The organism is Pseudoroseomonas sp. WGS1072 (genome assembly GCF_049340465.1).
In the GTDB taxonomy this organism is placed as follows: Bacteria; Pseudomonadota; Alphaproteobacteria; order Acetobacterales; family Acetobacteraceae; genus Pseudoroseomonas.
Genome location: NZ_JBMPSU010000001.1, coordinates 1,880,300 through 1,893,359, shown reverse-complemented (window position 1 = coordinate 1,893,359; position 13,060 = coordinate 1,880,300). Strand labels below are relative to the sequence as shown.

Below are 13,060 nucleotides of genomic sequence, written 5' to 3'. Positions count from 1 at the left end.
TGCCGCCGGCCCGATGCCGAAGGAGGCACCTCCGATGACCCGCGTCACCGCCACCGCGCAGGCCCGCACCGCCAGTCCCGCCCGCCTCGCCGCCGCCTTCCGCCGGCACATGCTGGAGCACGGCCGGCCCATCGTCGGGCCCGAGGAGGATTACCGCATTGCCTTCCCCGGTGGCGAGGCGCGGGTGACGACCGCAGCCGACGGCCTCGCGCTGCGCCTGGAGGCCGAGAGCGTCGCGGCGCTGGCCGAGGCGCAGGGCGTCGTCGCCGGCCATCTCGACGAATTCGCGCCGGGGGAGCGGCTCGGCATCGCCTGGGCCGGCGCCGCCGCGCCGCGCGCCGACGCGCGGCCGGCGAACTTCCGCACCGCCCGCGTGCTGCGGGTGACCGCGGTCACGCCGCGCATGCGCCGCCTGACCCTGCGCGGCGACGATCTCGCCCGCTTCGACGCCGAGGCGATGCACCTCAAGATCTATATCCCGGGCCAGCGCGCCCCGGACGGCGCCGAGCCGCGCTGGCCCGGCCTCACCCCCGCCGGGCAGCCCGACTTCGCCGGCCGCGACCTGACGCGGCGCACCTACACCATCCGCCGCATCGATGCCGCCGCCGGCGAGATGGAGATCGACTTCGTCGTGCATGGCGATGGCAGCCCGGGCTCGCGCTTCGCCTTGCGGGCGGAGCCGGGCGACTGGCTCGGCCTCTCCGGCCCGGGCGGCGGCCATATCCCGGTGCGGGGCTGGACCCTGGTGGGCGGCGACGAGACCGCCCTGCCCGCCATCGCCCGCGCCCTGGAGCAGATGCCGCGCGACGCCCGCGGCCAGGTGCTGATCGAGGTGGCCGATGCCGCCGAGCGGCAGACGCTGTCGCCGCCGCCGGGCATGGCGGTGCGCTGGCTGTTGCGCGACGGCGCACCCCATGGCGCGCCGCTGCTGGACGCGGTGCGCGCCCTGTCCTGGCCGGCGGGCGAGGCCGGGCGTTCCGCCTGGGTCGCCTGCGAGGCGGAGACCGCCCGCCAGTTGCGCCAGCATTTCAGCGAGGCCTGCGGCCTTCCGGCGGGCCAGTTCCGGGCCGCCGGCTACTGGCGGCAGGGGGTGGCGGAGGGCGGCCACTGACGGGGGCGGCCCCGAGGCGGCCCCGAGGCGACCCCGGCGCGGGAGGGGCGGCGCCGCCCCTCCCGGAGCCCGGCCTCAGCCCAGCGTCTCCAGCAGTTCGCACAACGTGCCGCAGCGCGGCGCCAGCTCGCGCCAGAGGATGTGCTCGAACTCCGCATGCGCCCCCGCGCCGGAGCAGCCCAGCCCGTCCAGCGTCGGAATGCCCATGGCGGCGGTGAAATTGCCGTCCGAGCCGCCGCCGCGGTGCTGCTTCGGCAGGTCGTAGCCGAGCCGCGCGGCGATCGCCCGGGCCTGCTCGTAGAGCGCCAGGTTGCCCGGCCCCTCGACCATCGGCGGCCGGTTCAGCCCGCCGGTGATCACGACGCTGGTCCCCTCCGGCTGCGGCCCGGCCATGGCCATCACCGCCGCCTCGACCCGCGCCGCGTCCTCCAGCGTGGCGACGCGGAAATCCACCTCGCAGCCGGCCTTGTTGGGAATGACGTTGGGCCGCGTGCCGCCCCAGATCGGCGCCACATTCGTCGTCGTGCCGCCCGGCAGGTCCACCAGCGCATGGATCTGGCCGATCAGCCGCGCCAGCGTCACCACCGCGCTGGCGCCCTCCTGCCAGTTGCCGCCCGCATGGGCGCTGCGGCCCTCGACCTGGATGGTGAAGCGCCCGGTGCCCTTGCGCGCCGTGACACAGGCCTTCTGCGTCCCGCCCGCCGGCTCCGGGATCAGCACGGCGCAGGCGCCGGCCGCCTCGCGCTCGATCAGCGCCCGGCTGGTGCCGCTGCCCACCTCCTCGTCCGAGGTCAGCAGCAGGGTGATCGGGCTGCGGGTCCGCGTGCCGTGCCGCAGGATCTCGCGCACGGAATGGAAGGCGAAGAAGCTGCCGGCCTTCATGTCGTAGATGCCGGGACCGAAGCACTTCTCGCCCTCGACGCGGAAGGGGATCGTCCTCTCCAGCGTGCCGTGGTCCCAGACGGTGTCGAGATGGCCGGCGACGAGCACGGGCCTGCCCTCGCCCGGCGTCCGGGCCACCAGATGGTCGCCGCGGCCCTCGGTGCCGGGGATGCGCTCCAGCACGGCGCCGACGGCGGCCAGCCCGGCCTCGGCCCTGTCCAGCAGGCGGTTGATGGCGGCGGCGTCGGTGGTCGGCGTCTCGGTCTCGACCCAGCCGCGCAGCTCCTCCAGGAGCTGTTCGCTCGTGCCGATGGGGGTGGCGGGCATGGCGACTCCTCTGTGCTCGATCCGGCCGGGTTGTCTCCCCGTGCGGATCGCTTGTCCATCCGGGCACCCGGCGTTAAGCCCGCAGGGCCGGGTGGGTGGCCCCGCCTTCGGGCCCGCCCCGCCCGGCGCCACGATCGAGCTGGGGTTCCCCGATGGCCATCAAGCGTGTCTGTGTCTTCTGCGGGTCCAACCCCGGCAACAACCCGGCCTACGCGGCGGCCGCGCGGGCCCTCGGCCAGGCCATCGCGGCACGCGGCCAGGGGCTGGTCTATGGCGGCGGGCATGTCGGGCTGATGGGCATCGTCGCGGATGCGGCGATGAAGGCGGGCGCCGAGGTCATCGGCATCATCCCCGAGACGCTGATGCGCCGCGAGGTCGGCCATGGCGCCATCACCGACCTGCGGGTGGTCGGCACCATGCATGAGCGCAAGGCGATGATGGCCGACCTGTCGGACGGCTTCGTCGTGCTGCCCGGCGGCATCGGCACGCTGGAGGAGGCGGTGGAGGCCTTCACCTGGACCCAGCTCGGCATCCACGCCAAGGGCCTCGTCTTCCTCGACACCGCCGGCTACTGGGGCCGCCTGGGCACGGTCTTCGACCACATGGTGACGGAGGGCTTTCTGCACCCCAAGCACCGCGCCCTGGCGGCGCTGGCCGGCACGCCGGAGCAGGCGCTGGCGGCGCTGGAGGATTTCGCCCCGGTGGAGGTCGAGAAGTGGGTCGAGAAGGCGCAGCGATGAGCCGCCACGGCGCCGGCCGATGAGCCAGGACCCGCCGGACCCGAACGCCATCCCGGGCCTCTCCTGGCAGGCGGTGCCGCCCGCGGCGCGCGGCGCCACGCTGGCCCTGGGCAATTTCGACGGCGTGCATCTCGGCCACCGCGCCGTGCTGCGCGCCGCCCATGCCGGACGGCCGGAGCTGACGCTCGCCGCGCTGACCTTCGAGCCGCATCCGCGCGAGCATTTCCGCCCCGACGACCCGCCCTTCCGCCTGACCCTCGCCCCGGCCAAGGCGGCGGCGCTGCGCGCGGCGGGCGCGGATGTCGTCGTCGCCCTGGCCTTCGACGCCGCCTTGGCCGCGCTCCCGGCCGAGGCCTTCGTCACCGAGGTGCTGCATGGCGCGCTCGGCGCCCGGCACCTCGCCTGCGGCGCCGACTTCGCCTTCGGCCACCGGCGCGGCGGCGACGTCGCCTTCCTGGCGGCGCAGGCCGAGCGGCTCGGCATCGGCCTGACCGTGGTGCCGCCGGTCGCCGACGCCGCCGGCCCCATCTCCTCCTCGCGCATCCGCCGCGCCCTGCAGGACGGCTATCCCGAGCGGGCGGCCGAGGCGCTGGGCCGGCCCTGGGAGATCCGTGGCCCGGTCAGCCATGGCGACAAGCGCGGGCGGACCATCGGCTTCCCCACGGCCAACGTGCCGCTGGGGCGGCACCTGGAGCCGGCGCGCGGCGTCTATGCCATCGAGGCGGAGCTGGCCGACGGCACCCTGGTGAAGGGCGTGGCCAATATCGGCCAGCGGCCGACCGTGGGCGGGACGGAAAGCCGGGTGGAGGCGCATCTCTTCGATTTCACCGGTGACCTCTACGGCCAGGAGATCGGCGTGCGGCTGCTGCACTTCTTGCGTCCGGAGCACCGGTTCGCCGCGCTGGCGGAGCTGACGGCGCAGATCGCGGCGGATGCGGCGGAGGCGCGGCGGCTGCTGGGATGAGGCCGGGCGGGGTCGCCCCCTCCCCCGCGCCGTGTCCGCCCCCCACATCGGGGCGGGAGGAATCCAACCATGCTGAAGCAGATCGAGGCCGGGGCGCTGCGCGTCGCCTACCGCGAGCAGGGCGAGGCCGGCGGCTGGCCGGTCATCCTGCTGCACGGCTTTCCCTACGACGTGCATGCCTATGACGCGGTGGCTTCCCGCCTTGCCGCCGAGGGCGCGCGGGTCGTCATCCCCTGGCTGCGCGGCTATGGGCCGACGCGCTTCCTCTCGCTCGACACGCCGCGCTCCGGGCAGCAGGGGGCGCTGGGGGCGGATCTCCTGGCGCTGATGGACGCGCTGGCGATCCCACGCGCCGTGCTGGCGGGCTATGACTGGGGCGGCCGCGCCGCCTGCGTCGTCGCGGCGCTCTGGCCGGAGCGTTGCGCCGGGCTGGTCACCGGCGACGGCTACAACATCCAGGACATCGCCGCGGCCGGCGTGCCGGCGGCGCCGGAGCGGGAGCACCGCCACTGGTACCAGTACTACCTGCACGGGGCGCGGGGCGCGGCCGGGCTGGCGGCGCACCGGCAGGAGTTCTGCCGGCTGCTGTGGCGCCTCTGGTCGCCGGACTGGCGCTTCACCGAGGAGACCTTCCAGCGCAGCGCTGCCGCCTTCGACAATCCGGACTTCGTGGCGGTGGTGGTGCACTCCTACCGCCACCGCCACGGGCTGGCGGCGGGCGACCCGGCGCTGGAGGCGATCGAGCAACGGTTGGCGGCGCAACCGCCCATCGGCGTGCCGAGCATCAGCCTGGACGGCGGCAGCGACGGTGTCTCCCGGCCCGGCGGCAGCGGCGGGGACGCCGCGCGCTTCACCGGCTCTTACACGCACCGCACCCTGCCCGGCATCGGCCACAACCTCCCCCAGGAGGCGCCGGAGGCCTTCGCCCGCGCCGTCCTGGATCTGCGCCCGCCCGGCGGTGGCTGAACCGGGGGGGATGGCTGAGCCGGGCGGCGGGCTCTCAGGGCGCGGGCAGCGCGGTCAGCCGCAGGGGAGGCTGCCGGGGAGGCTGCCGGGCCGCCAGGCGCTGGTCGCTCCTGGCCTGGATGAAGCGCGCCATGTCGCTCGACAGGGGCGCGAAGCTGGGCAGCCAGGGCAGCGACATCATGATGTCGAGGTGGCCAATCATCGGGTAGAGGATGGCCTCGGCCCGCCCGCCCCGCGCGCGGGCCACCTCGGCCAGGTGCCGGGTGTCGCCGGGCCGGGTGAAGACGTCCCAGCTGCCGCTCACCAGCAGGAGCGGGGGTGTGCCTGGCCCCAGGAAGGGCTCCGGCAGCGCCTGCGCGGCCGGAATGCCGGCGAAGACGGGCGCCACCGTCGGATGGTCCAGGAACCATTCGCCATAGGGGCCGGCGATGCCGATGGCGCCGCCGAGCCTCCGGTGGTCCAGGCCGCGCGCCGCGAGGTAGCGGCCATCGGCCGCCAGCATGACGGCGATATAGGCGCCCGCCGAATGGCCCGCCACATAGAGGTTGTCGGGGTCGCCGCCATAGGTGGCGGCGTGGTCCCGCGCCCAGGCCAGGGCGGCCGCGCCATCCTCCAGGAAGCCCGGGAAGGTGGCGGCGGGATAGAGCCGGTAGCCCGGGACCATCACGACCGCGCCGCGCTTTGCGAGTTCCTGGGCGACAACCTGATTCTGCAACTCCTGGTTGCTTCCAAACTGCCAGAACCCTCCATGGAAGAAAACAATCACCGGCAGCCCACCGGCCGCGCGAGAGGGTCGGTAGACATCGAGCCGGCCCGTCTCCCCCGGCTGGAAAACGACATCGCGTTCCACCACCACCGGCTGCGGTTCGGTGAAACCCGCCATCAGCTCAGGCGCGGCGCAGCCGCTGGACAGGCTGAGCCCGGCGAACAGGCAGGCGGTCCGGAACAGGGGGGAGGCTCGTCCAAGGAAGCCCATTTTGGCCACTCCATCGGGGGGGGAATGGCACAATAATCGATGAAAGTCTCAATTTTTAATTAAATCGGTGTCGCCAGGGATGGCGCGTCGGAGCACGGCGCGCCGTCCTTGACCCCCGGCGCGCCGCGCCGCAAAACCCGCCTATGTCTGGCACGCCGTTCCGCTCCGGGTGGCCCATGGCAGGGCCGCGAATTAGCTGCCCGGTCCTCTGCCGGAGGGCCGGGTCCGCAGACGCATCCTTCCCCTCTCCTGGCTGACGCCGCCCCTCATCCCTCCCGCCGGGCGGCCTGGACGAACAGCGATGACCGACGTGCCTGCCGACCCCTCCGCCGCCGGCGGCGCCCGCGACTACCGTGGCACCGTCTTCCTGCCCCGCACGCCCTTCCCGATGAAGGGGGACCTGCCGAAGCGCGAGCCCGGCTGGCTGGAGCGGTGGGAACGGATCGGGCTGTGGGACCGGTTGCGCCAGCAATCGGCGGGGCGGGAGAAGTTCGTCCTGCATGACGGCCCGCCCTACGCGAACGGCGCGCTCCATATCGGCCACGCGCTGAACAAGATCCTGAAGGACGTCATCAACCGCGCCGCCCAGATGAGCGGCAAGGATGCCGACTACATCCCCGGCTGGGACTGCCACGGCCTGCCGATCGAGTGGAAGGTCGAGGAGGAGTACCGCAACCCCCGCGGCAAGTATCAGGGCGGGCGGGACAAGGACGCCGTGCCGGTGCTGGAGTTCCGCGCCGAGTGCCGCGCCTATGCCGCCCACTGGCTGGACGTGCAGCGGGAGGAGTTCAGGCGCCTCGGCGTCGCCGGCGACTGGGCCGGGCGCTACGCGACGATGGACTTCCCCTCCGAGGCCGCCATCGCCGGCGAGATCGGCAAGTTCCTGATGAACGGCTCGCTCTATCGCGGCCTACGCCCGGTGATGTGGAGCCCGGTCGAGAAGACCGCGCTGGCCGAGGCCGAGGTCGAGTACCACGACCACAAGTCCGCCATCCTCTACACCGGCTTCCCGATCCTGAAGGCCGGCGCGGAGGATCTGGTCGGCGCCGAGGCGGTGATCTGGACGACGACGCCCTGGACCATCCCGGCCAACCGGGCGCTGGCCTATGGCGGGGAGATCGACTACGCGCTGCTGGTCGTCGATGCCGTGGCGGAGGGCGTGGCGCTGGTCCGCCCCGGCCAGCGCTTCATCGTGGCCGAGGCGCTGATCGGCGCCTTCGCCAAGGAAGTGGGCCTCGCCGCCTTCTCCGTGAAGCGCGTCCTCAAGGGCACGGAGCTGGCCGGCGCCATCGCCGCGCATCCGCTGCGCGACTGGAGCGGTGCCCAGGGCGGCTACCGGTTCGACGTGCCGCTGCTGGAGGGCGATTTCGTCACCACCGAGGCCGGCACCGGCCTCGTGCACATGGCGCCGGCGCATGGCGAGGACGATTTCCGCCTGACCCGCGCGCATGGCATCGCCGTGCCGGAATGCGTCGCCGATGACGGCACCTACACGGTGCAGGCGCCGGGCTTCACTGGCATCCATGTGTTCAAGGCGCATGAGCCGGTCTGGGCGGCGCTGACCGAGACAGGACACCTGGCCGGCAAGGGCTTCGTCACCCACAGCTACCCGCACAGCTGGCGCTCGAAGAAGCCGGTCATCTTCCGCGCCACGCCGCAATGGTTCATCGCCATGGACGATGGCAACCAGATCCGCGCCAAGGCGCTGGAGGCCATCGCCAACACCCGCTTCGTGCCCGACATGGGGCGCAACCGCATCGGCTCCATGGTGGCGGCGCGGCCGGACTGGTGCATCAGCCGCCAGCGCGCCTGGGGCGTGCCGATCGCCGTCTTCGTCGAGAAGAAGACCGGCGCGGTGCTGCGCGACCAGGCGGTGCTGGACCGCATCTGCGCCGCCTTCGCCGAGGAAGGGGCGGATGCCTGGTACAGGCCCGGCGCCGCCGCCCGCTTCCTCGGTGACGGCCGCAACCCGGACGATTACGAGCAGGTGATGGACATCGTCGATGTCTGGTTCGAATCCGGCTCGACCCATGCCTTCGTGCTGCGCGACCGCGGCCTGCCGGTGCCGGCCGATCTCTACCTGGAGGGCTCGGACCAGCATCGCGGCTGGTTCCACTCCTCCCTGCTGGAGAGCATCGGCACCAATGGCTTCGCCCCCTTCAAGGCCATCCTGACGCACGGCTTCGTGCTCGACGAGGGCGGGCGGAAGATGTCGAAGTCGCTCGGCAACGTCACCGCGCCGCAGGAGGTGACGCAGCAGTACGGCGCCGACATCCTGCGCCTCTGGGTGATGAATTCCGACACCGCGGACGACCTGCGCATCGGCAAGACCATCCTCGGCCAGCAGGCGGAGCTCTACCGCCGCATCCGCAACACGCTGCGCTGGCTGCTCGGCAATCTCGACGGCTTCGAGGAAAGCGAGATCCTGCCGCACGACCAGCTCCCCGAGCTGGAGCGCTGGGTGCTGCACCGGCTGACCGAGCTGGACGCGCGGCTGCGCAAGGCCGCCGCGGATTACGACTGGAACGGCGTCTATCCCGAGATCCACGGCTTCTGCGCGACGGACCTCTCGGCCTTCTATTTCGACATCCGCAAGGACAGCCTCTATTGCGACGCGCGCGACAGCCACCGCCGCCGCGCCGCCCGCACGGTGCTGGACGCGCTGCACCGCTGCCTGACCGCCTGGCTCGCCCCGGTGATGCCCTTCACCGCCGAGGAGGCCTGGCTCGCCCGCTTCCCCTCCGAGACGGATTCCGTCCATCTGCGGGACTTCCCGGTGCTGCCGGCGGCCTGGCGGGATGACGTCCTGGCGGCGAAGTGGCAGCGGCTGCGGGAGATCCGCCGCAGCGTCACGGGGGCGCTGGAGAAGGCGCGCGGCGCCGGCACCATCGGCTCCTCGCTGCAGGCGGCGCCGACGCTGCACCTCGCCCCGGCCGAGATCGAGCTGCTGCCGCCGGCCGCCTGGGCCGAGCTCTGCATCACCTCCGACCTGATGCTGAGCGCCACTCCGCCGCCCGAGGCGGCCTTCACGGTCGAGGGCGTGGCCGGCGCGGCCACCGAGTTCGCCCTCGCCCCGGGCGGGAAGTGCGAGCGCTGCTGGAAGGTGCTGCCCGAGGTCGGCCAGTCCGCCGCCCATCCCACCCTCTGCCGCCGCTGCGAGGCGGTGGTCGAAGCCGCCGCATGAGCCTCAAGCTCGGCCTGCCCTTCGCCGCCGGCATCCTGGCGGCGGACCAGATCAGCAAGTGGTGGATCCTGGAGGTGCTCCGCCTGCCGGAACGCTTCCAGGTGCGGCTCGTCGATCTCGGCGCGGTCGGCTTCGACCTCACCATGGTCTGGAACCGCGGCGTCACCTTCGGCCTGCTGGCTGGGGACAGCCCCTGGCACCGGATCGGCCTCGCCGTGCTGGCGCTGGCCGTGGTCGCGCTGCTGCTGCGCTGGCTGGCACGGGCCGAGAACCGGCTGAGCGCGCTGGCGCTGGGCGGCATCGTCGGCGGCGCCATCGGCAATGTCATCGACCGGCTGCGCTTCGGCGCGGTGGTGGACTTCGCCGATTTCCGGATTGGCAGCTTCCACTGGTATGTCTTCAACGTCGCCGATGCCGCCATCGTCCTGGGCGTGGCGGCACTGATCGCCGATGCCTTGTTCCGGCCCGGCCGGACCGCTAAGGAAACGCCATGAGGCAGCTCTCCACCCGTGCCGCTCTCTCCGGCACCGCCCTGGCCTGCGGCCTGCTGCTCGCCGGCTGCGGCTCCGACACCTCGCGCACCCTGGGCTTCACCCGGGACGCGCCGGACGAGTTCAGTGTCGTGACCCGCGCGCCGCTCTCCCTGCCGCCGAGCCTGGGCGACCTGCCGCAGCCCCGCCCCGGCGTGCCGCGCCCGCAGGAGCTGCGTGGCCGCGAGGCCGGCGAGGCGACCGTGGCGCCCGGCGCCTCCTTCGGCGTCGGCGCCGCCGCCGCGCCCTCCTCCGGCGAGAGCGCGCTGCTGGCCCAGGCCGGCACCGGCGGAAGCACGCCCGACATCCGCCGGCGGGTCGACGAGGAAAGCCTCCGGCTCGACCAGCCCGACCGCAGCGTGGTGGACCGGCTGATGTTCTGGAAGGACGCGCCGCCGCCCGGCACCGTCGTCGATCCGCAGCGCGAGGCGCAGCGCCTGCGGGAGAACGCCGCCCTCGGCCGCAGTCCGGAGGAGGGCGAGACCGCCATCATCCAGCGGCGCCGGACGGGCCTGTTCTCGGGGCTGTTCTGAACCCGCCCGAAGCCCCATGTGAGGAGGCGATGTCCGCCCTCACCCGCCGCGCGGCGCTGTCCGCCGCCGCCGCCCTGCCCGCGCTCGCCGTGCTGCCGCCGGCGCGCGCGGCCGCTCCCGCCGCCGCGCCGCTGGCCGGCGAGCGCCCGCTCTTCGGCGCCAGCCTCTGGACGCTGCCCAACGGCCTGACCGTGGTGCATGCGGAGAACCGGCGCGCGCCCGTCGTCGCGCATTACGTCTTCTACAGCGCCGGCGCCGGCGAGGACCCGGCCGGCCGCTCCGGCCTCGCCCACTTCCTCGAGCACATGATGTTCAAGGGCAGCCCGAACGTGCCCTCCGGCGCCTTCTCGCGCCTGGTGGCGCGCGAGGGCGGGCAGGACAACGCCTTCACCTCCCGCGACGTCACGGCCTATCACCAGCATGTCGAGGCCGGCCGGCTCGACCTCGTGGCCGGCATGGAGGCCGACCGCATGGCCGCCGCCCTCTTCCCCGCCGACGAGATCGAGCCGGAGCGGCAGGTGGTGCAGGAGGAGCGGCGCCAGCGCACCGAGAGCACGCCGCGCGGCCGCTTCCGGGAGACCTGGGACGCCGCCTTCTGGGGCCGCCAGCACTGGCGGGGCCGGCCGCTGATCGGCTGGCCCGAGGATATCGCCGCGCTGAGCCGCGACGACATGCTGGACTTCTTCGGCCGCTACTACGTGCCGGCCAATGCCACCCTGCTGGTCACCGGCGCGGTGTCGCGCGAGGCGGTGGCGCGCATGGCCGAGCAGCATTACGGCGCCATCCCCTCCCGCCCCGCGCCCTATGACAAGGCCGCCCGCGATCGCGCCCCGGCGCCCGGCTCGCCGCTGCGCGACCGGCTGGTGCAGCGCGAGGCGACCCTGCAGGAGGCCGCCTTCCTGCGCGGCTGGGTGGCGCCGAGCCAGCCCCAAGGGCAGACCCAGGGGCAGACCCAGGGCGGCGCGCCGGCCGAGCATGTGCACCCGCTGGAGGTGCTGGCGCATCTGCTGGGCGGCGGTCAGGGCTCGCGGCTGCACAAGGCGCTGGTGCAGAGCGGCCTCGCCGTCTCCGCCGGCTGCGCCTATGACGGCGACGCCATCGGCACGGGCAGCCTGGAGATCTTCGCCACCCCGCGCCGCGAGACCACGACCGCCGCGCTGGAAGGCGCCGTGGCGGCCGAGGTCGCCCGGCTGCTCGACGGTGGCGTGACCGAGGCCGAGGTGGCGCGCTCGATCCGCCAGCTCACCGCCGGCGTGCTGCTGGCGCTGGACAGCCTCGGCGCAGCGCCCCGCATCCTGGGCGGTGCGCTGGCCAACGGGCTGCCGCTGGAGAGCGTCGAATTCTGGCCGGCGCGCATCCGCGCCGTCACCCCGCCGCAGGTGGAGGCGGCGGCGCGCGCCGTGCTCTCGCGACCCTCGATGACCGGCTGGCTGCTGCCGGAGGGCGCGGCATGAGCGGCGCCTCCGCCGCGCCCGCCGCCGGCTTCTCCCTGCCGATCCAGGTGGTCGAGGGCGGCGGCTTCACCGCCTGGCTGGCCGAGGACCATTCGGTGCCGGTGGTCAGCCTGGCCTGGTCCTGGCCCGGCGGCGCCGCGCTGGACCCCGAGGGCCAGGAGGGCTGCGCCCGCCTCGCCGCCGCCCTGATGACCGAGGGCGCCGGGGACCTCTCCGCCGCCGATTTCGCCGATGCGCTGCAGGACGAGGCGATCGGCCTCGGCTTCAGCGCCGACCGCGACACCTTCGAGGGCAGCCTGCGCGCCCTCAAGCCGGCGCTGCCCGAGGCGGTCCGGCTGGCGCGGCTGGCCATGACGGCGCCGCGCTTCGAGGAGGAGGCGGTCTCCCGCCTGCGGGCCCGGGCCATCGCCGGGGCGCGGCAGGCGCTGGAGGGGCCACGCGGCCGCGCCTCGCGCGCCTTCTGGGCCGCCGGCTTTCCCGGCCACCCGGCCGGCCGCCCCGCCGGCGGCACCGAGGAGAGCCTGGCGCGGCTCACCGTCGAGCAGATGCGGGCGGCCCTGGCGCGCCACCTGCACCAGGGCCAGGGCGAGGCCGGCCTGCTGATCGCCGCCTCCGGCGCCATCACGGCCACGGAGCTGGCCGCGCTGCTGCCGCAGCTGCTGGGCGCCCTGCCCCCGGGCCGCTCCGAGCCGCCGCCGCCCCTGCCGGACTTCGCCCGCTTCGGCACCCAGGTGGTGCCGGTGGCGGCGCCGCAATCGGCCATCCTCTTCGGTCAGCCCGGTCTGCCGGTGCGCGACACCGACTGGGAAGCGGCGCAGGTGCTGCTGCGCATCCTCTCCGGCGGCGGCTTCACCGCGCGCCTGACCCGCAGCATCCGCGAGGAGCGCGGCCTGACCTATGGCATCGGCGCCGGGCTGGACCCGATCCTCGGCCAGGGCGTGCTGGTCGGCTCCTGCTCCACCGCCAATGCCCGGGTGGGCGAGCTGCTCACCGTGCTGCGCGCCGAGTGGCGCCGCATGGCGGAGGACGGCCCCACGGCGGCGGAGATGGAGGAGGCCATCGCCTTCATGACCGGCAGCCAGCCGTTGCAGTTCACCGACAGCCGGCGCATCGCCGCCACCCTGCTGGCCATGCGCCGCAACGGCCGGCCGCTGGACTGGCTGGCCCGCCGGCCCGAGCGGCTGGCCGCCATCTCCCGCGACCACGCGGCGAAGCTGGCCGGGCGGCTGCTGCAGCCCGGGGCGCTGTCCGTGACCGTGGCGGGCCAGCCGGAAGGGCTCTGAGGGCCCTCCCGGCCGCCGCTCATCTAGTCTTTTGTTTTTGGCCGCATCTCTTCGATCCGCCAATTCCCTCCCGCCAGCTTCTGTTCTAGCCTCCCCGGCCGCATGGACAC

The 13,060-nt window shown here is 74.1% G+C and carries 11 protein-coding genes; 9 read left to right on the top strand and 2 right to left on the bottom strand.

What is annotated here, in order from left to right; translation table 11 throughout:
• The first annotated feature begins 34 nt into the window (after positions 1-34).
• A complete protein-coding gene (locus ACF3NH_RS09085; protein ID WP_422922585.1) occupies positions 35-1,111 on the top strand; it encodes a DUF2218 domain-containing protein in 1,077 nt (358 codons plus the stop codon).
• Positions 1,112-1,186: 75 nt separating this feature from the next.
• Here ACF3NH_RS09085 and ACF3NH_RS09080 read toward each other — a convergent pair whose 3' ends face one another.
• The gene (locus ACF3NH_RS09080; RefSeq protein ID WP_198365319.1) at positions 1,187-2,320 is read right to left on the bottom strand and encodes a M20 family metallopeptidase; all 1,134 of its coding nucleotides are present in this window, start codon (positions 2,318-2,320) and stop codon (positions 1,187-1,189) included.
• Positions 2,321-2,472: 152 nt separating this feature from the next.
• Between ACF3NH_RS09080 and ACF3NH_RS09075 the strand changes: the two genes are divergently transcribed.
• The 3 genes from ACF3NH_RS09075 to ACF3NH_RS09065 all read left to right on the top strand — a co-directional run bounded on the left by ACF3NH_RS09075 (position 2,473) and on the right by ACF3NH_RS09065 (position 4,990).
• The gene (locus ACF3NH_RS09075; RefSeq protein WP_198365318.1) at positions 2,473-3,060 is read left to right on the top strand and encodes an LOG family protein; all 588 of its coding nucleotides are present in this window, start codon (positions 2,473-2,475) and stop codon (positions 3,058-3,060) included.
• A 19-nt stretch (positions 3,061-3,079) separates the two neighbouring features.
• Complete coding sequence (locus tag ACF3NH_RS09070) at positions 3,080-4,024, top strand: bifunctional riboflavin kinase/FAD synthetase (protein WP_422922584.1); 945 nt, start codon at positions 3,080-3,082, stop codon at positions 4,022-4,024.
• Positions 4,025-4,093: 69 nt separating this feature from the next.
• Positions 4,094-4,990, top strand: a complete 897-nt coding sequence (locus ACF3NH_RS09065; RefSeq protein ID WP_198365316.1) for an alpha/beta fold hydrolase — start codon at positions 4,094-4,096, stop codon at positions 4,988-4,990.
• A gap of 34 nt (positions 4,991-5,024) precedes the next feature.
• Here ACF3NH_RS09065 and ACF3NH_RS09060 read toward each other — a convergent pair whose 3' ends face one another.
• Entirely contained in the window at positions 5,025-5,966 is a 942-nt protein-coding gene (locus tag ACF3NH_RS09060; protein WP_422922583.1) for an alpha/beta hydrolase, read from the bottom strand.
• Positions 5,967-6,267: 301 nt separating this feature from the next.
• Here ACF3NH_RS09060 and ileS point away from each other — a divergent pair, with 301 nt between their 5' ends.
• The 5 genes from ileS to ACF3NH_RS09035 are packed head-to-tail and all read left to right on the top strand — an operon-like array spanning position 6,268 to position 12,950.
• The gene (gene ileS / locus ACF3NH_RS09055) at positions 6,268-9,150 is read left to right on the top strand and encodes an isoleucine--tRNA ligase (RefSeq protein ID WP_422922582.1); all 2,883 of its coding nucleotides are present in this window, start codon (positions 6,268-6,270) and stop codon (positions 9,148-9,150) included.
• Positions 9,147-9,644, top strand: coding sequence for a signal peptidase II (gene lspA / locus ACF3NH_RS09050; protein WP_422922581.1), 498 nt, complete (start codon positions 9,147-9,149; stop codon positions 9,642-9,644). The genes ileS and lspA overlap by 4 nt, the downstream gene beginning before the upstream one ends.
• A complete protein-coding gene (locus ACF3NH_RS09045; RefSeq protein ID WP_198365312.1) occupies positions 9,641-10,213 on the top strand; it encodes a DUF3035 domain-containing protein in 573 nt (190 codons plus the stop codon). Before lspA ends, ACF3NH_RS09045 begins: the two co-directional genes overlap by 4 nt.
• 29 nt (positions 10,214-10,242) lie before the next feature.
• Complete coding sequence (locus ACF3NH_RS09040) at positions 10,243-11,667, top strand: M16 family metallopeptidase (protein WP_422922580.1); 1,425 nt, start codon at positions 10,243-10,245, stop codon at positions 11,665-11,667.
• Positions 11,664-12,950: a M16 family metallopeptidase gene (locus ACF3NH_RS09035; RefSeq protein WP_422922579.1), complete on the top strand. Its 1,287-nt coding sequence runs from the start codon at positions 11,664-11,666 to the stop codon at positions 12,948-12,950. The genes ACF3NH_RS09040 and ACF3NH_RS09035 overlap by 4 nt, the downstream gene beginning before the upstream one ends.
• The last annotated feature ends 110 nt before the right edge of the window (positions 12,951-13,060 follow it).

Excerpts from the sequence above, each read along its gene's own strand:
- ACF3NH_RS09085 (WP_422922585.1), top strand. The coding sequence starts at position 35 with ATGACCCGCGTCACCGCCACCGCGCAGGCCCGCACCGCCAGTCCCGCC.
- ACF3NH_RS09080 (WP_198365319.1), bottom strand. The coding sequence starts at position 2,320 with ATGCCCGCCACCCCCATCGGCACGAGCGAACAGCTCCTGGAGGAGCTG.
- ACF3NH_RS09075 (WP_198365318.1), top strand. The coding sequence starts at position 2,473 with ATGGCCATCAAGCGTGTCTGTGTCTTCTGCGGGTCCAACCCCGGCAAC.
- ACF3NH_RS09070 (WP_422922584.1), top strand. The coding sequence starts at position 3,080 with ATGAGCCAGGACCCGCCGGACCCGAACGCCATCCCGGGCCTCTCCTGG.
- ACF3NH_RS09065 (WP_198365316.1), top strand. The coding sequence starts at position 4,094 with ATGCTGAAGCAGATCGAGGCCGGGGCGCTGCGCGTCGCCTACCGCGAG.
- ACF3NH_RS09060 (WP_422922583.1), bottom strand. The coding sequence starts at position 5,966 with ATGGGCTTCCTTGGACGAGCCTCCCCCCTGTTCCGGACCGCCTGCCTG.
- ileS (WP_422922582.1), top strand. The coding sequence starts at position 6,268 with ATGACCGACGTGCCTGCCGACCCCTCCGCCGCCGGCGGCGCCCGCGAC.
- lspA (WP_422922581.1), top strand. The coding sequence starts at position 9,147 with ATGAGCCTCAAGCTCGGCCTGCCCTTCGCCGCCGGCATCCTGGCGGCG.
- ACF3NH_RS09045 (WP_198365312.1), top strand. The coding sequence starts at position 9,641 with ATGAGGCAGCTCTCCACCCGTGCCGCTCTCTCCGGCACCGCCCTGGCC.
- ACF3NH_RS09040 (WP_422922580.1), top strand. The coding sequence starts at position 10,243 with ATGTCCGCCCTCACCCGCCGCGCGGCGCTGTCCGCCGCCGCCGCCCTG.
- ACF3NH_RS09035 (WP_422922579.1), top strand. The coding sequence starts at position 11,664 with ATGAGCGGCGCCTCCGCCGCGCCCGCCGCCGGCTTCTCCCTGCCGATC.